The sequence below is a fragment of the Enterococcus villorum genome, from assembly GCF_007990225.1.
GTDB lineage: Bacteria > Bacillota > Bacilli > Lactobacillales > Enterococcaceae > Enterococcus_B > Enterococcus_B villorum.
On record NZ_BJWF01000020.1, the window covers coordinates 22,128 to 46,337 of the forward strand.

Annotated in this window: 12 protein-coding genes and 1 tRNA gene; 3 read left to right on the plus strand and 10 right to left on the minus strand. The window is 33.9% G+C overall.

Features of this window, described 5'->3' with window-relative positions:
* Nucleotides 1–14: 14 nt before the first annotated feature.
* Nucleotides 15–2,684: a cation-translocating P-type ATPase gene (locus EVI01_RS08310; RefSeq protein WP_010751329.1), complete on the minus strand. Its 2,670-nt coding sequence runs from the start codon at nt 2,682–2,684 to the stop codon at nt 15–17.
* 348 nt (nt 2,685–3,032) lie between these two features.
* Here EVI01_RS08310 and cls point away from each other — a divergent pair, with 348 nt between their 5' ends.
* Nucleotides 3,033–4,484: a cardiolipin synthase gene (gene cls, locus EVI01_RS08315; RefSeq protein WP_010751330.1), complete on the plus strand. Its 1,452-nt coding sequence runs from the start codon at nt 3,033–3,035 to the stop codon at nt 4,482–4,484.
* Between the two features lie 208 nt (nt 4,485–4,692).
* Here cls and thiD read toward each other — a convergent pair whose 3' ends face one another.
* The 5 genes from thiD to gmuD form a co-directional block, all read right to left on the minus strand.
* The gene (thiD, locus tag EVI01_RS08320) at nt 4,693–5,511 is read right to left on the minus strand and encodes a bifunctional hydroxymethylpyrimidine kinase/phosphomethylpyrimidine kinase (protein WP_010751331.1); all 819 of its coding nucleotides are present in this window, start codon (nt 5,509–5,511) and stop codon (nt 4,693–4,695) included.
* Between the two features lie 259 nt (nt 5,512–5,770).
* Nucleotides 5,771–6,211: a universal stress protein gene (locus EVI01_RS08325; RefSeq protein WP_010751332.1), complete on the minus strand. Its 441-nt coding sequence runs from the start codon at nt 6,209–6,211 to the stop codon at nt 5,771–5,773.
* Between the two features lie 90 nt (nt 6,212–6,301).
* Nucleotides 6,302–7,684, minus strand: coding sequence for a hypothetical protein (locus tag EVI01_RS08330; protein WP_010751333.1), 1,383 nt, complete (start codon nt 7,682–7,684; stop codon nt 6,302–6,304).
* 808 nt (nt 7,685–8,492) lie between these two features.
* Nucleotides 8,493–12,059, minus strand: a complete 3,567-nt coding sequence (locus tag EVI01_RS08335; RefSeq protein ID WP_010751334.1) for a hypothetical protein — start codon at nt 12,057–12,059, stop codon at nt 8,493–8,495.
* A 281-nt stretch (nt 12,060–12,340) separates the two neighbouring features.
* On the minus strand, nt 12,341–13,738 hold the full coding sequence (gene gmuD / locus EVI01_RS08340) for a 6-phospho-beta-glucosidase GmuD (RefSeq protein ID WP_010751335.1): 1,398 nt from the start codon (nt 13,736–13,738) through the stop codon (nt 12,341–12,343).
* A 154-nt stretch (nt 13,739–13,892) separates the two neighbouring features.
* On the opposite strand from gmuD, the gene celB reads away from it, so the two are divergent.
* Together celB and EVI01_RS08350 are read left to right on the plus strand one after the other, a co-directional pair.
* The gene (gene celB, locus EVI01_RS08345; RefSeq protein ID WP_010751336.1) at nt 13,893–15,164 is read left to right on the plus strand and encodes a PTS cellobiose transporter subunit IIC; all 1,272 of its coding nucleotides are present in this window, start codon (nt 13,893–13,895) and stop codon (nt 15,162–15,164) included.
* Nucleotides 15,165–15,388: 224 nt separating this feature from the next.
* Nucleotides 15,389–16,108 (plus strand): GntR family transcriptional regulator, encoded by a 720-nt coding sequence (locus EVI01_RS08350; protein WP_010751337.1) that lies wholly within the window; start codon nt 15,389–15,391, stop codon nt 16,106–16,108.
* A gap of 152 nt (nt 16,109–16,260) precedes the next feature.
* Here the strand turns inward: EVI01_RS08350 and EVI01_RS08355 are convergent, their stop codons facing one another.
* The 4 genes from EVI01_RS08355 to EVI01_RS08370 form a co-directional block, all read right to left on the minus strand.
* Nucleotides 16,261–17,736, minus strand: coding sequence for a helix-turn-helix domain-containing protein (locus EVI01_RS08355; protein WP_010751338.1), 1,476 nt, complete (start codon nt 17,734–17,736; stop codon nt 16,261–16,263).
* A 363-nt stretch (nt 17,737–18,099) separates the two neighbouring features.
* A complete protein-coding gene (locus tag EVI01_RS08360) occupies nt 18,100–22,293 on the minus strand; it encodes a MucBP domain-containing protein (RefSeq protein WP_010751339.1) in 4,194 nt (1,397 codons plus the stop codon).
* Between the two features lie 1,180 nt (nt 22,294–23,473).
* Nucleotides 23,474–23,761, minus strand: coding sequence for a hypothetical protein (locus tag EVI01_RS08365; RefSeq protein ID WP_010751341.1), 288 nt, complete (start codon nt 23,759–23,761; stop codon nt 23,474–23,476).
* Between the two features lie 356 nt (nt 23,762–24,117).
* Nucleotides 24,118–24,202, minus strand: a tRNA-Leu gene (locus EVI01_RS08370).
* Nucleotides 24,203–24,210 lie beyond the last annotated feature (8 nt).

A 24,210-nucleotide genomic window follows, 5' to 3' on the forward strand; every position in this document is an offset into this window, starting at 1 on the left:
ACTTAAAAAAATGTTTATACTTGTTCTTTTTGTACCTTCACCAGAATCAATTTTGTGATTTCCATCAAAATGATCGTTACTAAAGCAATTCCCATACATGTTAAAACTTCAGTTAAACCAAATGCTTCTGGAATTGAAAAGACTTCTTTTAAACCAGGAATCATCGTTAAACAATATAAGGCGCTACATACGACCACAGCAAGCAAGACACTACGATTTGAGAAAAATCCCGCTTGAATCGCTGTTTGTGTGTTCGAACGAGCTGGAAATGTTTGGAGTGTGCGACACCAAATCAGAGTAGAAAAGGACATAGCGACACCAAACTCAGGTGAATGCTGCATTCCTAACCATTGAGAAAAGATGACGGAAATCCCGATCAATACCCCACGGTAAGTAACAGAAATTAATGTTTTATCAGTAAAGATACCGGAATTTGGATCTCTTGGCGGTCTTTTCATTGTTGCTGGTTCTGCTTTTTCTGTACCGAGCGCAATCGCTGGTAAGGAGTCATTCACCAAGTTGATAAATAGTAACTGTAAAGCAGTAAATGGATTTGACCAATCAGCCACTAAAGCAAAAATAATGGCAATGATCGCCCCTAAATTTCCTGAGAATAAATAGGAAATGGCTTTTTTGATGTTGTCAAATACATTTCGCCCAACTTCTACAGCACTCACAATCGAAGCAAAATTATCATCAGTTAAAACCATCGCCGCTGCATCTTTGGCGACATCCGTACCTGTCCCCATTGCTATACCAATGTCTGCTTGTTTCAACGCCGGTGCATCATTGACACCATCTCCTGTCATTGCTGAGATATGTCCTTTCGTTTGCCAAGCACGAACAATACGGATTTTGTTTTCTGGAGAAACACGTGCATAGACCGTCACTTTCTCTAAAATTTCATTTAATTGTTCTTCGGATAACTCATCAAGTTCTGTCCCAGTAAGTGCTTGATCTCCATTGGCAAAAATACCAATCTCTTTAGCAATTGCCACCGCAGTTGTTTTATGGTCACCGGTGATCATAATCGTTTTGATACCTGCACTTCTCGCTTCTTTGACTGCTTGTGTGACTTCATCTCTAGGAGGATCAATCATTGCAAGTAACCCAACTAAAATCAAGTCATCTTCATCTTCAAAAGACAAATTAATATTTTCAATTGGACGATACGCAAAAGCTAAAACACGTAATGCTTTGTTTGAAAAAGCTTCGTTTTGCTCCTTAAATTTTTGCATCAATTCATCAGTCATCGGTACCACTTCACCGTCTAACAAGACTTTTTTACTACGTGCAAAAACAATATCTGGTCCACCTTTAACAAAAAGGTATTGATTTTTATTAATGTTATGAGCTGTTGACATCAATTTTCGATCAGAATCAAAAGGTAACTCAGCTTGTCTTGGATAATTATTACGAATCTCTTGGTACGGTTGATTTAACTTTTCACTAAAATCAATAAACGCAACTTCTGTTGGATCCCCTAGTTTTGTTCCGTCTTCACTGATTGAGGCATCATTGGCTAAGACACTGATTTCAATTAATCGTCTTTCATCATCGGTCCACTTCGTTGGGTCATTGGTAAAATCGCCTGTTGAACCATTTGCCAAATAATAATCAACAACCGTCATCTTATTTTGCGTGAGCGTTCCGGTCTTATCCGTACAAATAATGCTGGTCGAACCAAGTGTTTCAACAGCTGGTAATTTACGGATAATGGCATGCCGTTTCGCCATTTTATTTGTTCCTAATGATAAAACGATCGTGACAATTGATTGTAAGGCCTCAGGAATAGCCGCAACTGCAACCGCAACTGCAAACATCACTGCACTTACAATATCTGCAGTTAAATCGCCTGTGCCCTCACCTAGATAAATACGGAATAATTGAATTCCTAAAATAACTAATGATAAACCCAAAATGGCTAAACTTAATTTCTTGCTAAATTTATCTAACCCTCGTTGGAGTGGAGTCACTTGTTCCGTCGTTGATTCAAGTAAACCGGCAACTTCACCAATCTCTGTATTGTTTCCAGTTGCTGTTACTAAAAACTTCCCACGACCATAAGTAATAATGGTTCCACTAAAAACCATGTTTACACGATCCCCAATCGGAACGGTCTGAGTAATGCTTGTGACTTCTTTTTCCGATGCCACGGACTCTCCGGTTAACATTCCTTCATCAACTTTTAACGAGCCAGCTTCTAACAAACGACCATCCGCAGGAACATAATCACCTGCGTCCAGTAAAACAATATCTCCTACCACTAATTCATTGGCAGGTATCGTTTTTTCTTTACCATCACGTATCACACGAGCGTCGGGTGCAGAGAGATTTTTTAATGCTTCTAAAGAGCCTTCTGCTTTTTTTGTTTGGATCACACTGATTACGGAGTTCAACATCAATACAGCAAAGATCACAAAAAATTCAATGTAATCGCCCATGACCATTTGAATCAAAGCAACAATCAATAAAACAATAACCATTGCATCTTTAAATGTTTCTAAAAACAATTTCCAAGTTGGTTTCTTAGGTGCTTCTTTTAGTTGGTTCAATCCATCTCTTTCTAGTTTTTCTTTTGCCTGTGATGTACTTAAACCATCTGCTGAGCTCTGTGTTTTTTGCATCAACGAGTCAATTGTTTCTTTATAGACAGTTCGCTGAGCTTGTTCCTTGTTTTCCAAAATTCATCCCCCATTTTGTTTTTTCGTTACCAAATGGCATTCTGACTGAAAAAAAAGAGACCTAAGACAAATACAGATTTGTCTTAGGTCTCACCATTTCATACAATACCAGAAAACCATTCGGTTAACTTACTGTTGATATTATCACAACAAACGTTGTCGGTTACTCCCCTAAGGAGATATTCAACTATACTATTATCCTACATGAAGGAATAAAAAATTGCAACCCATTTACCTTGCACTCATTATTTTTTCATTATCTTTTTATTCCCGCTATCTCAATTTTAGGTTTCTTGTGTTTCTCATGATATAATATTGATTGTTATTCTAAATAAGGAGGATACTGATTTGGTCACAACTATAATAACTATTCTTTATTTGATTAATGCACTGATTGCTTTAGTGACTATTTTAATCAAACCTCGCGATGTAGCAGCCATTTGGGCATGGCTACTTGTACTCTTCGCACTTCCAGGAGTTGGCTTTGTCCTTTATCTTTTCTTTGGTCGTGGGTTAACTGATAAGAAAAAATTCTATTTAAGACAAAGCGATTTAAAAGAGCTAGAAAACTTTCAAGATTTTAAAGGAGACACGATTGATCATTATAATCCAGTAATGGACAATCAAGAACACCAACAATTCGTTGACTTTTTTTCCTCGCTCAATCGTATGCCACTCACCCGACGAAATTCTGTCACCTTGCTAACAGACGGTCAACAAAAATTGACTTCTCTTTTAACTGATATCAAGCAAGCCAAACATTCAATCCATATTGAATATTACGCATTCGTAACTGATCATATTGGTCAACAGGTATTGTCATTGCTTGAAGAAAAAGCCGCAGAAGGTGTTGAAGTTCGTTTACTTTATGATGCATTTGGTTCTCATGGCACCAAAGCCAAAGATTTTAATCGACTGATCCAACAAGGTGGTCATGTCCATACTTTTATTACTTCTCAAAGAGCTCTACTTCGTTTTCGTTTAAATTATCACGACCATCGAAAAATTGTAGTCATTGATGGGAAAATTGGTTACACTGGTGGCTTTAACATCGCCAATCAATACGTCAAGACAACGAAAAAATTTGGTTATTGGCGAGATACTCATATTCGAATCTATGGAGCGGCAGCCTCTTTATTGCAACTACGCTTTTTAACCGATTGGAATGTTTCTGTGCCAGAGCAAAAGAAAGTTGGGTATCATCTTGATTATTTCTTTCAAAAAGAACAGGGGAAAGATTTTAAAGAGGCAAATACTTCTATTCAGCTAGTCTCAAGTGGACCGAACAATGAACGGGAACAAATCAAGTTATCATTTATTAAATTAATCACCGCAGCAAAAAAACGCATCTGGATTCAAACGCCTTATCTTGTTCCAGATGAAAGTGTCATCGCCGCATTAAAAATTGCAGCTTCTTCAGGGGTTGAAGTAAAAATCATGATTCCAAACAAACCGGATCATCCTTTTATTTATCGGGCAACACAATATTATGCTCGCCAATTGATCAAAGAAAATGTTCAAATTTTGATTTATGAAGCTGGTTTTTTACATGCCAAAACATTGATTATGGATGATGAAATTTGTATGGTTGGTTCTGCAAATCAAGATATTCGTAGTTATCGCTTAAATTTTGAAACAAGTGCAGTTATTTATGATCCAGTATTTTTAGACCAATTAGCCAATCAATTTTTGCTGGATGAAAAACAATGCCTACCGATGACGACTGAAACAGTCAAAGAAATGTCTACTTGGTTGCTATTTAAACAACAAATTTCTCGCTTGTTTTCTCCAATTCTGTGAAATAGAAAACTTTTCTGGGACAAAAATAACTATTACTTTTTTCTCATATTCTAAAACTGAATAAACAGAGAAAATAAACAGAGAAAATAAACAGACACTCTTCAAAAAATAAGCCAAGGTTGACAAAAAAATGAATCCTTTTCAAAATAAAAAAGGAGATTCCTTTTTTCCTTCAATAGACATTCTATTTTCGTTTTATAGCTAGTTATCAATCCAGTTGTTTTTCAGCTGCCCAGTGATTGATTGGGCCATATTTATGTCCAACAATAATTTCTTCACGAATCGCAATATTGACATATTCTTTAGCGATACGGATTGCTTCTTCTACTGTTTTTCCTTTTGCCAATTCTGCTGCAATACAAGCAGATAATGTATCTCCTGTGCCATTAATTCGATCAGTAGGATAAAATTTTTCACTTAGCCAAAAAGATTGACCAGATTCCAGTAAAACATAATCTCTTACTTCTTGTTGTTTGCTTTCTTTTTTATGAGCTCCCTTAATCATCACGTTTTTTGCGCCCATCTTTTGAAGCTGGTTCGCTGCTTGGGCATAATCATCCTCTGTTTTTAACGTACGTCCAGTTAATTTTTCCGCCTCATAAAAATTAGGCGTCAAAACAGTCGCTAAAGGCAATAATTTTTCCTTTAAGCTCGTTAAAGCAGCTTCTTCTAGTAATAAATTGCCATGCTTTGTGACAATGACCGGATCCACTACTAACGGACCAAAATCATACTTTTGATAATTATTTACCACTGTCTCAATCAACTCAGCATCCGCTAGCATTCCCGTTTTGGCAGCTCTTACTTGATAATCTTTTGCAATCAAGGAAAATTCTTTCTCAATGAAATCACTTGGTAAAGTAATACTAGCGCCGATGCCATAAGAATTACCTGCCACACAAGCAGTCATGATTGATACACCATAAACACCACGAGTAAAGAATGTGTGCATATCTGCTTGCATGCCCGCACTTCCATCACTGTCTGATCCTGCAATCGTCATCACTTGTAAAAATTGCTTATCCATTTGTACCATCCCTTTTATCTAGCTTCAATTATTTTCTTTCCCATTCACTATACCACTTCGCAAGTGATGCAATCAACTTGATCGAACGAACAGATGCCGTTTGTCTTTCCGATCATGAATAAGAAGAATGAGCAATAAAAGTGATGAAACATCAGACTATCTAAAAACTGAGGTGCTCCCAAAAAGTTTTACGTTTTCACGTGCATCTTTTTGGGAGCGCCTCACTTCTGTCAGAAACTCTAAATCAAAATCATTAGAATTATTTTACTACTAATACATTACACGGTGCATGGGTAACAACATAAGAAGTCGTGGAGCCGACTAATACCCGTTCAACGGCGTTCAATCCTGTAGCACCCATAACAATCAAGTCAATTTTTTCTTTTGATTCATTAAAATTTGCAATTAAAGTCTTCGGATATCCATATAAAATATACGTTTCAATATCTGTTAATCCTTTTTCGATGGCTAAATTGCGATGTTCCTTCATTTGATTTTCTGCTACTTCATCTAATTCTTCTTGCAAATTAGTCGTTACAAAAGCAAAATCACCATAATAGTTACCAGTTACTTCATTTACATATAAAATATGCAGTTTTGCATGGTTTCTTTTAGCAATTGTGACCGCTTCTGCAAAGGCCTTTTCAGCTTTTTCTGAACCGTCAATTGCAACTAATATGTTTTGATACGTATCTACCATTGAAACCGCCTCCTTTAAAATAAGTGTAGCATGATTATTTTATTGGAACAAATAATTAGATAATTCTTCCTTCTATTATCGAAACAAGATTTACTTTATTAATTTTGTTTCTCTAGCCTTCGAAGCTAGTCCAGTATCACGATTATTTGTAAGAACAGATTGTTGAAGGGATGAATTTTTTATATTAGAAAACACCTGAAATATTTTTTTGGTAATCCCATTTTTTTCTTGCAATTTACTCTCTTTTTTAAGAAGTATTTGACTTTTTTTCACTTGTGTTCCATCTGCTTGTCGTTTATGTAAGTCTTCCATTCCTTTATTATCAGAAATAATAGCTTGTCTGGAAATAATCTTTTCTATCCTTTTAGGTTGATTGGACGATGGTTGTAGCATAACCTCTTGATGACGTTTGTTTTTTAATTCGTCTGATATTTTTTTGATTCTTTGCATTAGAAATTCTTTTATCTCTAAGGAGTTAACTTGCTGATAAATGGTTGTTAAAAAATTTTTGTCTCTTTGTCTTCCTCTTCTAAATGCTTTGTCCGCTCTTAATGCAACGTCAAGATTCATCTCTTCTTTTAATACAAGGATCTTTTCTTTTTGTATGATTAATTCTTTTAGTTTTATTTGTTCCTCTGCGGTTATGAAACGATCAATTCCATTAGCAATACGATCTTTAAATGGTAACTCACTTTTATTCGTGGAAGCAACCACGTACGCTTTTAATTCAAGCTTTGTTAAATGGCTCTTCTTTACAATTTGTTGAAGAAACGGATCTTTTTTTAAATATGTATAAAATGCTTGTCTTTCCTTTAAAGTTAAATACGGAGCCATTACCGTCTGGATCACAGTTTCTCTTTCCGTTGGTGTTTTAAAATTTTCAACTAATTCTTTCACAAATTTCTGCAGTTGAATGTCATAAGGTGTAGCTGTTTTGTTGATATGTTCTTTAAAAGGAACTATTTTGGTAATCATCGCATTTGTTAATTCACTTGAATTTGTTTTTGTTTGTAAAAATACGGCTGCTCTGACTAATTCTTGGCATGCTTTGTCTTCGGCGATTGCTTTCTCCTTTTTTCCGTTCAACTTTTCTTTTTCATTTTTCTTTTTATCCAACATTGGCAAGGATAAAAATTCTAAGAAATCCTTAGTTATTTCTAAAGAAGAAAATGTATAAAATGAATGCGTTGCTTTTCCTATTTCATCCATTGTTAGTTTCTCTCGGTTATTCAGTGCGACAATTAGCGCTTGTTTATTTTTATAAGTGGATTGATGAATCAACTGCACAAGCTTTTTCCAAGTTGCAAACTTTTTCTGTTCTTCGGTTTTTAAATTTGGTAAAACTTCTTCTTCAAAAATAGCATACTCTTTTCTTATTAATTGGTTAGAATCATGTTTTTCTCCTAACATTTCGATATATAAATTAATTCCTTCATTCATTAATTTAGCCGTATCATTTGATTCCAAATTCATCCCTTTAGTCTCCTAACTTTTATTTATTACTTAGTAGTAGCTTTTCATTAATTTACAATATTAAAGTCTTCTCTAGTTTTAGAAATTCATGGTTTTGACAATAGTGAGAAGAGTATAGAACAAAATATAAAAAATACTTTCACCTCACACTCTAAATATATACAAACGGTGTTCTAAGACTTGCATCTGCGACAATAAGCCCAAACAGAGGAAAAACATGAGAAGCTATTTTTCAATTTTCTTCGCTAATACTCAGGTCAAAACACTCTTTTCACGACCTCTTCTTAAACGGTGTTCTAAGAGCTGTCCTTCGGTATTAGTTCAAAAAATTTTAAAATATGAAAAGCTATTTCTCAATTTTATTCACTAATACTCAGGTCAAAACGCTCTTTTCACGACCTCTTCTTAAACGGTGCTCAAGTAGCAACTCCTCAGCAATAAGAGATAAATTTCTAAAATATAAAGAGCTATTTTAAAAATTTATCTCTTATTCGCTCGGAGCTGATCGCTACTTTCACGACCTCTTCTCCATAAACGGTGTTCACAGCATTGCTTCTGCGGAATTAAGCTCGAAAAGACAAAAATATGTGAAGCTATTTTCGCATTTTCGTTCTTAATTCTTGAAGCAGATCATGCTGCTCACAACCTCTGATAAACGGTGTTCAAAAGCTAGCCTCTTCGGCATTAAATCAGAATTCATCAAAACATGGAAAGCTGTTTTATTGAATTCTTCTTTAATGCTTGAGGCTGAACAGCTTTTTCACGACCTCTTCTCATAGTTTATCAAGTTCAATCGTTGAATAAATAACTAGACTTCATGCGCCTGCTGTTCAAATAATTTGACCATCGTCTTAACTGATTGCTTGCGGGTATTTTCACGATCATGTAAATGCTCATTTTGATTAATGGACTGTTTAACTGCTTCTTTTTTTCTTAATTCCAGAGATATAAGGGGTTGACTGATCGCATTTTGTCTTGTTTGCGTTTCATTACTTTGCATCCGCTGAGGTTCATTTGAGTGGCTACAACTTTGGTTAAGTGATTGATGAGTTGCCTCTTTTATTCTAGAATGCAATGACAATGGTCGCTGAACCAAATACTCCGTTTCTTTCCTATTAGGAATACTTGCTTGTTTTACCACCTCTGATTTTTGAAGTTCTTTTGGTAATATTTTTGGTATCTGTCTACTATCTATGTTGGTATAATTTTCAATTAAGTGATATGCTTTTTTTCGAATTCCATAGAAGCTACCATTATCATCACATCCATAATATTTACGGTACCTTGGATTTAATTTTACCTTGATACCAGAAAAATGTGTCACTACTGCACGAAGATTCTCCGAACAATCCCACGTCTCTCTTTCCCATAATTGGTATAATGCCTTTTCAAAACAGATTGATTTTTCTTCTTTGTTTTCATAAGGTTGTAAAATTTGTTGAAATTCTTTTGTTTCATACCATTGATCTACAACCTTACGTAGATAATCTGAAGGATTCGTGCATTTAATAAATGGTATTTTTTTCATGCATTTTTCAAACAATTCTTGTGCCACTTCTGGTGCTTCTTGTGTTAATTTTTTTATTATTTCGTGAGTTGTTAGGTTCTTTATAAATTGATTTTCTGCACTCAATGTTTTATCTTGAACATTCACTCCATGCGCAGATTGTTCAATTGCTTCTGTCAACTTTTCTTTTGCCGATAGCAGATCATTTGTAAGTGAATTTCTCGACAATTTATTTTCTATCTGTTCCATTTTATTCATTAGACAGCCTTCGATTTCTTCTACTATCTCGTCGTGTGTTTCTCCATACTCATCAGGTCCTGTAAAAAACAGTTGTTTCCACTCATTCATTTGTTCTTCTGTATAATTTATACCTAAATCCGTTATTTCTTGTTTTAATAACTCCTCTTTATTGTTTCCTTTTTTTTCCTTAAAGTCTACATATTCAAATGCAGCCATTATCTCAGGCAAATAATACTTGATCTTCTTACTTTCTAATTCTTCTTTGATTTCTTTTATTAATTGCACTTGAAGTAAAGGGAGTCTATTATTTCGAAGGTATACCACTCGCTTTTCTATCTCTGTGTCTAGTGCGCAAATGGCTTTCAGTATAGTTGCTTTGTTAAAAGATTCTTTCTGTGCCATTTTTTGCCCCTGTGATTGAGGCCTAATCAATAGACCATAAGCCAGTTTTTCCATTTTTTTTGGCGTAAACGGTAAAATTTGCTGATAAAAATTTGCTTGTTCTTCTCTATTTAGTTCTGAATTTGCTCGTTGTAAGATATACTCTTTCATTGTTGTTGAGTGTGTCTGTCTAAATACCGTCAGGAACAGTTCGCGGTTTTCTTTCATATCAGTTTTTAATCCTTGATCAAATTTTAGCGCTGTTTCAATGCCCAACTCATCTGCTACTAAACGTACAAACTCTTTATGAGTGATCAATTCTTCCAATTTCGCTTTCTCATGTGTTGGTAGTAGGTAATCGATTCGTATATTTATACGATCAATAAAAGGAAGATCACTTTTATTCACAGCAGCCCAAACATAGGCTTTTAATTCCAGAGTTGTTAAATTATCTTGCTTCAGCGTTCGTTGCAAAAACGCATCATTTTTCATAAAAGTGTAAAATTGCTGTCTCTCCTTTAATGTTAAATATGGATCCATCACTGTCTGAATAGCTGCTTCTCTTTCAGTAGGTGTTTTAAGCTGTTCATTTAATTCTTTAACGAATTGTTGCAATTGAATCGCAGATGAAATTTTCTTTTTCGTCGGAATTTCTTCGGGATTAACCATTTTTTGTATCAGATGATTGGTTAATTCAGTTGATTTTAGGCGTTGTTGTAAGGATACTGCGGTCCTTACTAACTCTTTCATCTCAGGTGCTGTAACTTCTTTTTCCCTTCTTCTTTCTCCTGTACTTGGTAGAAATAATAGTGTTAAAAATTGCTTGTTTAGTTCTAATGAAGGAGAAAATGCATGAAAATCAATCACTGCTTGACTGATTTCTTCTAGTGTTAAATTTCCTCGATTTTTTAAGGTCGTAAGCAGCGCTTGGCTACTTCTAGTATTCGATTGATTCATTAGACGGATTAATTTTTCCCCAGCTAAAATAGTCTCTTGATTTGATTTATCTAATTGAGAAATAAAATTTTGATCATTTATAATACTAGTTTTAGGTTCTTTAATATGCAAATCGACTAATCGATCCATTTTTTTATAAAGATTTTGGGTTTTCATTTTTTCTTTTATACTTGGATTTATCGTCTCAACTAAATCCGAATGATTTTGTAACTCTATTTGAGGAACAGGGAATAACTCATGACATGTTTTTATGATTTTATCTGCTAAGATTTGTACTTCTTGCTCCGTATCTGGCAAAGCTCTATGTTTTTTTCCAGAATATTCTGATACTAAAAATTGAATAAATTCCGCACCATATTTTCTATCTAGTTTATGTAACTGTTTTATTTGCTTTTTAAGCTCTACCTTTGTTCCTAAGTACTCTTTTTCTATTTTATGAGCTAAATTCGTATAATGCGCTAGCACTTGCAGTGTCGCCTGTTCAAAATCTTTTAGAGGAAGATTCGGGATAATTCTTTTATATATAGAAAGTAATTCTCTGATAGAATGATCTTGTTTGATCAGTTCTAAAACCTTTTCGTGGTCATATACATTTATTTCTCTGCTTATAAAAGAAGTATTTTCCGTTATGAATTTTATTCCTCTTGTCTTCAATTTAAGGTATGTTTCTAATCTTTCTAAGTAGTATCCCAGTCCATTATCAAATTCCCAGTTTTTTCCCCACATTATAGAATTAATTCTACTTGAGTAGCTTGCTATTCTTTTATCTATGTCATTATCAATGATTGATTCAACCCACTGATCTCTCTTTTTTCCTTCTAAATTTATGTTATTTGCTTTCAATGCTTCTTTTACTTCACTTAGAATTTCTATATTTGCATAACTTCCTTCTTTTAAATTTTTATTTTCTTTTAATACCTCTTCTATTATTCCGATCACTTCAAACGGATTGTACTTTGCAGATATTTTATCTAAATCATTTTTAAGTTCTTCAATAACCATGCTTTCTTTATTCTCTAAAGCATGGTTATTGACTTTTTGAAATATCTCTTCAAAAGTTTTTACCTCATTTGGATTAATCGCATGAATAAACTCTTTCATTTCGATATAGTCTAAATCTTCCTTTATCTTTTTTTCACTTGGCTGTTCCTCTGTTAGATAGTAACTGGCTTGTTCATTGATGTTTTGTTGAAGGAAAGACGTATCGATTCCCCGTTGCTTTTGGCCATTCCCACCGTTTATAGTTTTTTGAGAAAAAGAGGAATTTGCTTTATTTTTTTCTGAATTCATTATGGATTCTCCTATCTTTTTATGTTAGTTATCTAACGATCAAAATATGTACATAAAAACGCTTACTTATGTTTATAATCATTTTGTTAGCATATACAAATTGGGATTACCTGTTACTTTTTTCTCCATTCATTGTGTGACGCAATGGAGTGTTATGGATCCGTATGTGTCTTTCTTTTATATGTACTGTTTTTATCAAAATAATTTTTATTAAGAACTAATGAACTTATAGTTTTAGAAGAAGCTATAAGTTCATCGATTTTTTTCCATTATTTTTGTTTTTACGTTTCAAAACCATTTTCAATGGCAATTTTTTTAAACCAATGACCCGATTTTTTGATGGTTCGCTTGCCGTCTTGTTCTAAATCAACTGCAATTAAGCCATAGCGATTTTTGTAAGCATTTGTCCAGGACCAATTGTCCATACAAGTCCACATATGGTAACCGACACAATTTGTTCCTTCTTGAATGGCTTGGTGGACATATTTTAAATGCTCTTTCACAAATTCGATGCGATAGTCATCCTCAATGACACCCTCTGAATTGACAAAGCGTTCTTCACCTTCCACTCCCATACCATTTTCAGAAATATAACATTTGATATTTCCATAGTTTTCACGGGTATTGGTTAAAATATCATAAATTCCTTTTTCATAGATTTCCCATCCACGATAGACATTCATCTTTTTATTTGGCATCTCGTAATAATCAAAATAATCTTCTGGCATTGGTCCATTTTGATGATCAATAGGGGTTTCTTTAGCTTTGATTCGTCGGGGTTGATAGTAGTTAATTCCTAGCAAATCAATGGTATTTTCTTTAATAGTTGCTAAATCACCTTCTTCCATCTTTGGCATCATATCTAACTCTTTCACAATGGCCACGAGATCTTGAGGAAATTCTCCTTTTACCGCTGGATCAAGGAAAGAACGATTGAAAAAAGCATCAGCAATTCTTGCAGCTTTTACGTCTTCTGAATTGTTTTCATCCCGAGGATAACTAGGGGTTAAATTTAAAATAATGCCGATTTCTCCTTCTTGCTTGGTTGCATGATAAGCTTTGATTGCTTTAGCGCTTGCTAAATTTTCATGAAAAGCAACTTGAATTGCTTCTCTTAAGTTAATATGATTTGGATAATGAAATTGGTACAAATAGCCTCCTTCCACTGGTACAATTGGTTCATTATGGGTAAACCATGTTTTGACTAAATCACCAAATAAGTCAAAACATGGTTTCGCATAATTTACATAGGCATCAACTGTTTGGCGTGATAACCATCCTCCTTGTTTTTGTAAATCCAAAGGCATATCAAAATGATACAAATTAATAAATGGTTCAATTCCTTGTTCTAATAATTCTGTAAAATAGGCACGATAAAAAGTCACCGCTTGTTGATTCACTTTACCTGTCCCATTAGGAAATAGACGACTCCATTGAATGGACGTACGAAATGTGTTGTGTCCAGTCTGTTTCATTAATAAAACATCCTCTTTATACTTTGTATACACTTGAGAAGTTTTTTCAGGTCCCACTTGTTGGAAGAATTTTTCTGGTTCTACTTCATACCAATAATCCCAAATATTTTCTCCTTTGCCATCTCCAACGGTTCGCCCTTCTGTTTGCGGTCCGCTTGCAGCAGTTCCCCACCAAAATTGATCTGGAAAATGATAGGTTGTCATTGCTTTCCCCTCGTTTCTTTTAATTTGTTATCGTCATCATAAACAATCTTTACAAATAAATCAATACTTTTAAAATAAATGACTAGACATTTTCTATGCCTATGGTTATACTACCCTTGTAATCGATTGCAAAAATAAATCTGAGGTGAAAAATATGAATGGGTTCATGAATAAACTGTCTCAAAAAATAATGCCCTTAGCAAATCTCTTAGGCCAAAATCGTTACTTGACTGTCTTAAGAGATGCGTTTATGTTGTCATTTCCTTTAACGATGTTTGGCTCCATTGTTGTGGTGGTAAACAATTTACCATTTTTCAGTGATAGCACAAAAGGAACGCTTAGCACGCTCTTTGGAAATGGCCAAAATGCAACAATGAGCATTATGTCTGTTTTTGTTACTTTTGGTATCGGCTATTATTTATCAAAATCATATGACGTAGAAGGTATTTTTGGCGGAGCTGTTTCTTTTGCAAGTTTTTTAATTTTGACACCATTTGTCATGACGACAACTAGTGGTGAAGAAGTTTCAGGCGTATTGTCTCTAGATCGGCTAGGGGCTAAAGGAATGTTCATTGGCATGATCGCTGCATTTTTAGCGGCAGAAATTTATTGTAGAATCACAAAGCGCGGTTGGCAGATTAAAATGCCTGATGGTGTGCCACCCGCAGTGACAAAATCATTTGCCGCTTTGATTCCTGCTGTCGTAACACTGACTATTTTCTTAATAATTAACGCCATTATGACTGGAATCTTTCATGCTAATCTACATGATCTCGTCTATGAAGTCATTCAAAAACCATTAACTGGTTTGGGTAGCAGTTTACCTGCCACTTTGCTTGCTTTATTCTTTGTTCAATTTCTATGGTTTTTTGGTTTACACGGTCAAATCATTGTTAATTCCGTGATGGATCCGATTTGGAATACGCTAATGTTAGATAATTTAGAAGCCTATCAACATGGCAAAGAATTGCCACATATCATTACAAAACCATTTATGGAAACTTTTACAGTTGGGATTGGCGGATCGGGTATGACTTTAGCCGTGGTTTTGTTGATGGCTTTTATTTTAAAGAAAAAACAATATCGTGATGTGGGACGCTTAGCTTTAGCACCAGGAATTTTCAATGTTAATGAACCGGCTATTTTCGGATTGCCAATTGTTTTGAATGCAACTATTTTAATTCCTTGGGTCGTTGCACCATTAATTGTTACCACCTTTAATTACTTGATGATGGCTACCGGAATTGTTCCTCCACCAACTGGTGTGTCTGTGCCATGGACAGTTCCAATCATTGCTAGTGGCGTGTTAGCCACCAATTCATGGCTTGGTGGCCTTTTACAAGTTGTAGACTTTGTTATCGTAGCTTTTATTTGGTACCCATTCTTAAAAGTTTTAGACAAACAACCCGATTTAGATGTTGTCTAAATTAACGGTTGCTTTCTCGAATGACTTCGTCAAAAGCTTTAATCGTTTGACTGCTTTGCAAAAGAATCGATTTATACGTGAGCTTACCCAATTAAAAACATAACATTTTTGGTAGATTGGGCACGCTGAACCACTGAGTTCATCCACTTTACTTATATAACGATGTTATTAATAGCTTGTCGAACGAAATAACTTTCGTTATACTTAAATACGAGGTGAAAAATGTGCCAAAATATGAAGAAATCGCTAATGTTTTAAGGGAAAGAATTCGTTCAAAAGAATATCCGCCTAATAGCCTTTTGCCAAATCAAGTCTGTTTGGTCGAAGAATTCGGTGCTAGTCGAATGACAATCAAAAAAGCCATTAATATCCTAGCCATGGAAGGTTTGGTTTACTCGCAAAGAGGTTCAGGGACAAAAATTTTAGACCATCCTTTTATTGAAAAAGATACTTCTCCTGCAAATGAATATGAAGGTCTCAGTCATCAAATGAAACGACGTCAGCGCTTGCTTACAAGTCAAATCATTCAGTTTGATGTCGAGTTTCCTGCTCCCTTTATTCAAGAAAAATTAATGATCGGTGCAGAACAACCTGTTTATAATATTCATCGTTTAAGAATCCTCGAAAATGAGCCTTATATTTTGGAACACACATTTATGCCAGTTCATTTAGTCCCTGGGCTAAAAAAAGAACATTTGTTGACTTCTATTTATGACTACTTGCATCAAGAATTAAACCTACACTTTGCTGGAGCTTATCGTGCGATTTCCGCTGATAAAAGCACTACTTTTGATCAAGAATACCTAAACTGTGCAAAAACAGATCCAGTTTTAGAAGTTCAGCAAGTCGTTTATTTAAAAGATGGGCAACCCATTGAGTTTTCTACAAGCAGAAATCGCTATGATGTCCGTAATTATTCCTTGTTAGATGTTCGTTCAAATTAAAAATAAAAAATACTTTTCGCCACAGTAAGTAAATGGCGAAAAGTATTTTTTTCACTTGTTCAAAAAAGTTTTGAATAAAAGAATGATTGATTCAAGCAAAGCACATCCACATTTTCTATAACAGAACTACTTTATGTCAGATAACTTTTGATCTACTTATAATTTTCAAAAAAATCAAGCAGTTCTATCCACTTTTCAGTTGTTTGAAAACTATGCCATTTAAAAAATTGTACTTTATTGTTTTGAGCTAAATATTTTTGTTGATCTACTGGGTAATCAGTAATAACGATTTCTGGATCTTCATTCACAAAAATAATTTTTTCTCCTAATAGCTGTCGCATTTGTTTTTTTTGCCTTGCATCTTGAACTTTTCCAAATTTCGACTCATGAAATACTTTTATCTTTCGATTTTGTTTTTGCACAAGCAGTGAAATCAGCATACAGTATTGAAAAATCAAACGATTATTCGCATGATACAATTGTTCAAAAATTTCAGATTGGTTGGCCAAATTAAAATATAACTCCTTCACTTTTAAATATAAGTCTGGAAATACACGTATATAATCTTTTTCTGTTGTCGTTTTTCCAAAAGCATCTATTTTATTTTCGGAAGAGAAAACCTTTGAAGAGGAATGGATAATCCATGCATTTAGTACCAGGTATCTTTTATCTTGAACATTGATTGGCAAATTAAAAAATTGTTGGGTTGTTTTCGCAAATATCTCTGCTGTTCTCCAAGAATCTGTATCTAAATGCAAAGAGCGCATCCCTTGTTCTGTTATTTCTTCTGGTAAATATGTAGTCATTACTGAAAACATGTAATATAAAAACTGATATTCCGTTTCTGGAAGTTTGTCTACCATATAATTTTCTTTTATCACACTTTTTAATATATCTTCTCTAAATACCTCATAAGATATATTTAAGTGTTTGATCTTCGTCATTTCCTCAGGCAGTTCTTTTATCATGTGTTTCCTTTTTATTCTATAAAAGCTTAATGCAACTATTTGAATAAACTTTTCTTGATCAATGTGACGGTACAAGGTAGGTAATTTTTTTAAAGTTTGTTTTAATTTCTCAATACTCGTCTTTGTCAAATCAAAATTTTTTTTATGTGTTTCATCAAATATTTGCCAATACATCGTGTGGAAAAAATACCTGATGCGATATTCTTCTCCTTTAAACAAGGTTTTACTTTTTAAATCCAAAGATACATCATAATTTGATAAAATCGTATTTAATTCTTTCAATTTACGTTGAACAGTTCGATTACTTAAATAATAATATTGTGCAGTTTTTTCCAAAGAAACATAACGTTCACTAAATAAACGATCCAATATTTTAAAAGGAATCGTTTCTTTCAGCATCAGAGCATACAATTTTGAAAGCAAAAACTCTGATGAAAGATTGATCGAAAGTTCAGCGGTATCTGTAATTTCGATCGTATACGCAGGATATATCGCTTGCAATTCTTTTGCCCGATCAATGATCAAGTTCATTCTGCTTCTAGTATGTTTTAGCTTTTTTGCTAATTCAGACAAACTGCCATAACGAAAATCGTTCGCTAATAAATAGGAAAATAATTCATATACTTCTTGGTCTAGATTATTTAAAAGAGAATTATACATTTTACTGCCTCAACTTTCCACGTGATCATCTATTTAATAATTATTCACAAATTTTACATTTATTAGTATATATGAAATCTCTTTTTATTGAAAAAGATAACTGTGTGTAAGTATTTGGCGTATTTTTGTATTTTTTAAACATAATAATATTTATCATTCGTTATACGTTCTTCCAATCATTCATAAATGTTTAGCCATTGTGTCAAACATTTAATATTGTCTTTGTCGAATAAGCTTTTTTAAGTATACAATTTTAAATTTGATATGATTTTTTGGCATAAAAATAGCACCCCAAGTTAGACAAAAAGTCTAATCAAGGGGTGCTTTTAAAAGCAGTGTCTTATTTCTCACCAACAATAGTTATCAATCTTTATTTTTTTCATTAAATTCTTTTTCTGGAAGAATGGTTAAGAAAAGAATCCCTAAAACAAGTACTGCTCCAATAATAGTTAATCGTTTCATTTGTTTTTCTCCTGTTTTTGGTAATGATGTTTTTTGCGTTTCTGGCTGTTTTATTGAAAAATCATCAAATGCATCATTAGAATAATTATCAGAGTGAATACTTGGAACTGTTCTAATTCTGTTCTCTTTTTGATCAAAGATTTTCGAATTGGTCTTTTTTTCCGTATTTTTATTATAAGGAATTGCTGGGGTAACCACCTTCTCATTCATTTGCTTTTCTAAATCAGTTTGTGGGTTCTTTTCGTAAATATAAGTGACTAGCATCGGTTCTACTTCGTATTTTCCAGTTTCTTTTCCTGTTATTTCTTTAACCGTATACCCAGCGATTTCTTTGGCAGTCAATTGGTAGGGTGTTCCTACCCAAGCAGTTAATTGTTGTTCTTTTGCTAATTCTTTTCCATTTGTGTCAAGGTATCTTACGCTGATTTTTCCTATTTTTTGAGTATAAACAAAGGTAATTTCTTGCGTTTGTTCGGTATAAATCCCCTTGTCTAAGCCTTTGATTTCTTTAAAAGTGTAATTTTTCAATTCCTTCATAAATGGACTTAGGCTTATAGGTGTATCAATCAATTGCTCATCTACCTGATCTTCTTGAATTTTTTTACCTGCTTCATCTTGATAATGGAAAATAATTTTCCCTGTTTTCTTTTCTTTCTCATAGATATAAGACACTCTTGAGATTTCATCATTGTACTTTCCACTTTCATTACCGATCACTTGTTTTAACACATAGCCGGAAATGACTTTAGGTTGTGTTTGATAGTCTTCATTAATCTTTCCAGAGAAGAACTCATTACTAGCCAATGGTTTGCCATTTTCATTAAGATAATCTACTACTAAAAAGCCTTTTTCTGGTTGTTTCTTCGTATAAATAATGGTGACTTCTTGGTTTTTTTCAGTAAATTTCCCATGAATTTGTCCATCTACTGATTTTAATACGTAATTTTCAAATGGTTTTATATCTGCAACATAATCGTCTTCGATATCTCCTGTTAAAATAGTATCTTCTGCTAACTGCTCTTTCTGATCTGTTTGGTAATGAACGATAACATTTCCTTGTTTTACTGGGTCTTTCGTGTAAATATAGATGATGTGCGTCAGACCAGCATTATAAATTCCATCAGGTTGTCCAGTTACTTCTTTAAAACTGTACCCAGGAATCTCTTTGGCTATTGTATGATACGACGTTGAAATATTTTCACTCGTTATTTCACTTGGAGCAATTTTATTGCCTGCTTCATCTTGGTAGTCCACTAATAAAAAACCAACCTTAATATCTTGTTGAACCTTTGTATAGATAAAGGTGACTTCTTGATCTGTTTCACTAAATTGCCCGCTTGCTTTTCCTTTGATTTCTTTTAATGTATAACCATCAAAACTAGGGATATCTGCAAAGTAAAACGACCCTGTGTCCCCTGTTAACTCACTATCTGGTTCTAGTGTTGTTTGATCTTCTAATTGATAATGAAGGGTTACTTTCCCTTGTGGCAACGGATCTTTTGTATAGATATAAACAACTGTCGTTATACCTTCGCTGTAAGTTCCTGTTTCTGCTCCTTTTACCTCTTTTAAGCTATAACCTGATATTTCTTTTGCCATTGTAGTATAAGGCGTGCCGACGTCTTTCATTGTCACTTCGTCAAGCGCTAGTGGTTGCCCATTTTCATCTTGATATTGTGCTAAAAGTATTCCTTTTTCTGTGACCTTCTTACTATAAATGAATGTCACTTCTTGATCTTCATTTGTAAATTTGCCACCAGTTTTTCCCTTAATTTCCTTTAATGTATATCCTTCAAATGTTTTGAAATTAACCGAATAATAAGCATCTACTTCACCAGTTAAAATATCATCTTCTGATAATGAAGTATGATCTTCTGATTGATAATGCACAGTAACTCTACCAGAAGGCAAAGGGATTTTTGTATACACATAAATAACTTTAGTCACTTCTTTAAGATAATTTCCTGTTTCTGCTCCTTGGACTTCCTTCAAAGTATAGCCAGGAATGTCTTTTGAAGTGGTGTGATAGCTGCTCCCAATTTCTCCTATACTCACTTCATCACCAGCTATCGGTGCGCCCTTCTCATCTTGATACTGCGAAATCACTACGCCTTTTTCTTTATTTTCTTTAGTATAGATTAACGTAATTTCTTTCTTCTCATCAGTAAAAATCCCTGAAATGGCATCGCCTTCTTTCACACCAGCAAAAACGTACCCATCAATTTGTTTGATTGAGGCATGATAAGTTTCATCTAGTTCCCCAGTTAAAATTTCATCAGGACTTATTTCGACCAACTGCTTATTCTCGTCGTAAGTCATATAATGAACGGTAACTGGCTCAGATTTTTTCCAAATCGCATATAAGGTTATGCCTTCTTTTTTGGTCGTTATCGATTTACCAGGTGCATAAATTTCTTCTGCTTTAGTTGCTGACTTTTCAGTTGACCAGCCAATAAATTGATAACCTGATCTTTTTGCCTTTAGATCTGATGATGAAGGAATCGTTCTTTCTAGACCATTGTAGCCGACTTGATAATAAGTTTCCTGATTGCCTTGTTCATAGTATTCTTTGCCTTGATATATCGGAATCGTTTCATCAAATGTAAAAGTACCACCGTTACTATCATATTTTAGCCAATCCATCTCAACTGCTCCAATATCTGCTTGTGTTTCTCTTGATAGGTTTCGTTGATCGACTACCACATCCCGAAGATTGTTCACCTGATTATCCGCTACTTTTTCGGGTACAATAGGAATAGTTGGGATGATAACTTTTTCATCAGTGGTTCCAGCAGTTAGTTGATTGTAATTATCGACTAGATCAATGTTCATTGAACCAAACACATCAGCCATTGTGACATTACTTGTTACGCCATTATCATAACCGATGTTTGTTTCCAAGTTCCCAGTTTCTGCAATCGTTGCATCTGCAATATTATTTTTATTCGCATTTCGTGCTTTGTTTCCTACGAATAAATTGTTTGCATAGCGTCCTGCTGATCGATTCGTTAGATAGCCCGAACTTCCAACAGCGCCACCATCATATGCTGCTTCATTTTCAATAAAGCTGTTATTCACATAATCAACAGCTGCTGTCCTACCGTCAAGTGGGCTACCGTTGGCATAAATTTGGATCGCACCACCACTATTTGCCGAATAGTCTTTACCCAGGGCTTTATTTTGAAAAAATGTATTGTTTTTAAATTGAATCCCACTACTTATATTACTATTTGTTTGAATTAAGATTGCACCACCATCATCGCCGGCGATATTTTTTCTAAAGGTATTTCCTTCAAATAAAACATTCGTTCCTTGCACCACATTAAAAAGAGCAACTGCACCACCATCCGCTAATTTCGCACTTCCACTATTGATGGTTTCAACTGCTTTATTTTCTTCAAAATAATTGTTTTTAAAAATGAACTGAGCTGCTGCACTCGGTTGATAGAAATAAAATGCCCCACCTTCTCCACCAACATTTCCTGTTCCAGCATAAAGTGTCTCATTTCCTTTAAATCTTGAATTTGTGACTTCCAAAGTTGCCGCAAATCCTTTACTCGCAATGGCCCCACCAGAATAACCAGAAGCTGTACTTTTATTATTAGAAAAAGTACTATTTTTCAAGACTGTATGGCCTGAAGTATAGAAAGCACCACCGTCATCTGAAGATTGGAAATTATTTACTTTCACATTATCTAGTACGAATTTCCCTTTGTAACCTTCAACCGTCAATGCTCGTACGTTGTTTCCTCGTCCCTCTAAATCTATATTTTTCAACGTTAGACTAGAATCTGTCGTTCCTGTACCACCTTTATAAGTCATTAACTGCTTGCCACTACTAGATTGCAAAACTGCGTTCTGTCCATCAATAGTCACATGGTAAGGAGACTCTACTAATGCAATCGTCGCAACCAAATCATCAGGAAAATATTCTCCAAGAAAAATAGTACGATCTTCAGAAGCGTTTTTCACCCCTTCTTCTAACTCTACCACTGTATTTACAGTTATCTCATCAGCTAATACCGTTTCCTTCAATCCACCAAATAAACAAATACCTAATAACGAACCTACTAATAAATGCCAATTCTTTTTCATCTGCTTCCTCCTTAACTATGCTTTATTTATCAAGATGAATCAAAGAACTATCGTTAAATAAACCTATCTTTTGTCCCTTCTTGATAAACAGTTACACATTTTTACTCTTTCAAATTCACAAAACATCCTAGCAATGAAAATTTATACTTACATCATTATTCCAATTATCTATTTTAAAATATTTTGCAACACGAGTATGATAACCTTTACAAAAGAAGTCACTTTACCATTTTTTGAAAGTAAATATGTTCATTTCCTGAAACAATACGAATTTGTATTTATTTGCTATTGCTCACTTTTTTACTTTCAAGCTTTCTAAAGTAACCGATTCACTTATTTAAAAGAAATTCCTTAACGTGTACTTATTAAAAACATCTTTCTTTTCTTCTTTCGTCATTTTCACTTTAGTTAAAATAAATTGATATTACTTATCAGTCTATCACCTGATTCTATGAATAAAGGGCAATAGAGATACTTTACTCACAACAATAGTTTTACAATAAGATACATGATGGGAATGTCACTACTACCAAATCTTTATTTGATCTCTCCTTTTATAAAATATTTATAACAAATCAGTTTTCTCAACTTCCTTCAATAACTACCTTCTGGCTATCATTCATTTTACATTTTTGAATATAAAATAAAGCGACATCTTTTTTTTAAATATCAGAAAATTTGTCATCTCATCACTTATTGTAGAAATTCATAAACTAAATAAAATGGTAGAATAAATAGATTCAATGGAAAGCTCTATTTCACAGATATAGCTGTTCCAATAGCTAAAAAAGAATGGTGCGGAAATTTTACTACACAAAAAAAGACAAATGAATCGTTGCATTCATTCGTCTTTTTATATTGATTATTCAAATATTAAAAACAACTACCATAAATTTTTGAAAAAAAGATAGTCGTTTTTATTCTAAAACTGCCACCTAAGTTCACAGCTAAATTTATAACTAGGGCGCTTATTTTCTTCAGTCATTTAAAGTTCCTTTGTAACTAAAAAAATGTCCCATAACTAACTATGTTGCTACTTGTTGTTTTATTGTGTTTACTCAATGAAAAGTTCTCTACTAAAACATTGATATAAGTTTCCAACTTATCCTCATTATTGACTAGATAAACAATTTCTTCTCCATCATTTTTGATGGTTACAGATTCACCGTAGATGATATATTCACGAATAAGTTTTTTTAGAATGCATACTGATATAGTAACTTCTAGCACCTGTGAGACCACGATATTCTTCTATCTTTTTTTTTAGGTTTAAAGATGACAACAATTGGATTATTTTTAAGACTTCGTTTGACTCAGTTATCGTACTCGCTGCTCTTTTAAAATTTAAAATACTACCATTATTTACTGCTACGTCAACCTTATCGATATTTTCTAATGAATGATCTTTAGAACGAGCGGCAGTAAAAAATAAAAGAATAAAACACAAAACTACGATTATTTTTTTCATTTTATTTTTCCCTCTAATGATAAGTTTGAATATGTAGTTGGTATTCCTGTTACCAATTGCTAAGTTTCTTTGCCTTCATATTCACTATATCATAAGTGGATAAATTAGTTTTTACCATTTATTACGCTTATAAGATCAGTAAATGATTTTTTTGATTAGTGCCAAGAAATGAATCTCTTTATGATAGTGTCATATATTATATATCATCCACTTTATATAACTTTCATATAAAAATAGTTAAACCTATCATATTCTCCAAACTAAAGCATGAGAAAAAGTTGGAACAAAACCGTGTCCTCTTTCTTTCAAAATAAAAAGAAAAGCACCAACGCAAACTTGCGTTGATGCTAATGAGATACCGGCGGCCGGGGTCGAACCGGCACGCCCTTAACGGGCACTGGATTTTGAGTCCAGCGCGTCTGCCAATTCCGCCACGCCGGCGTTAAAAA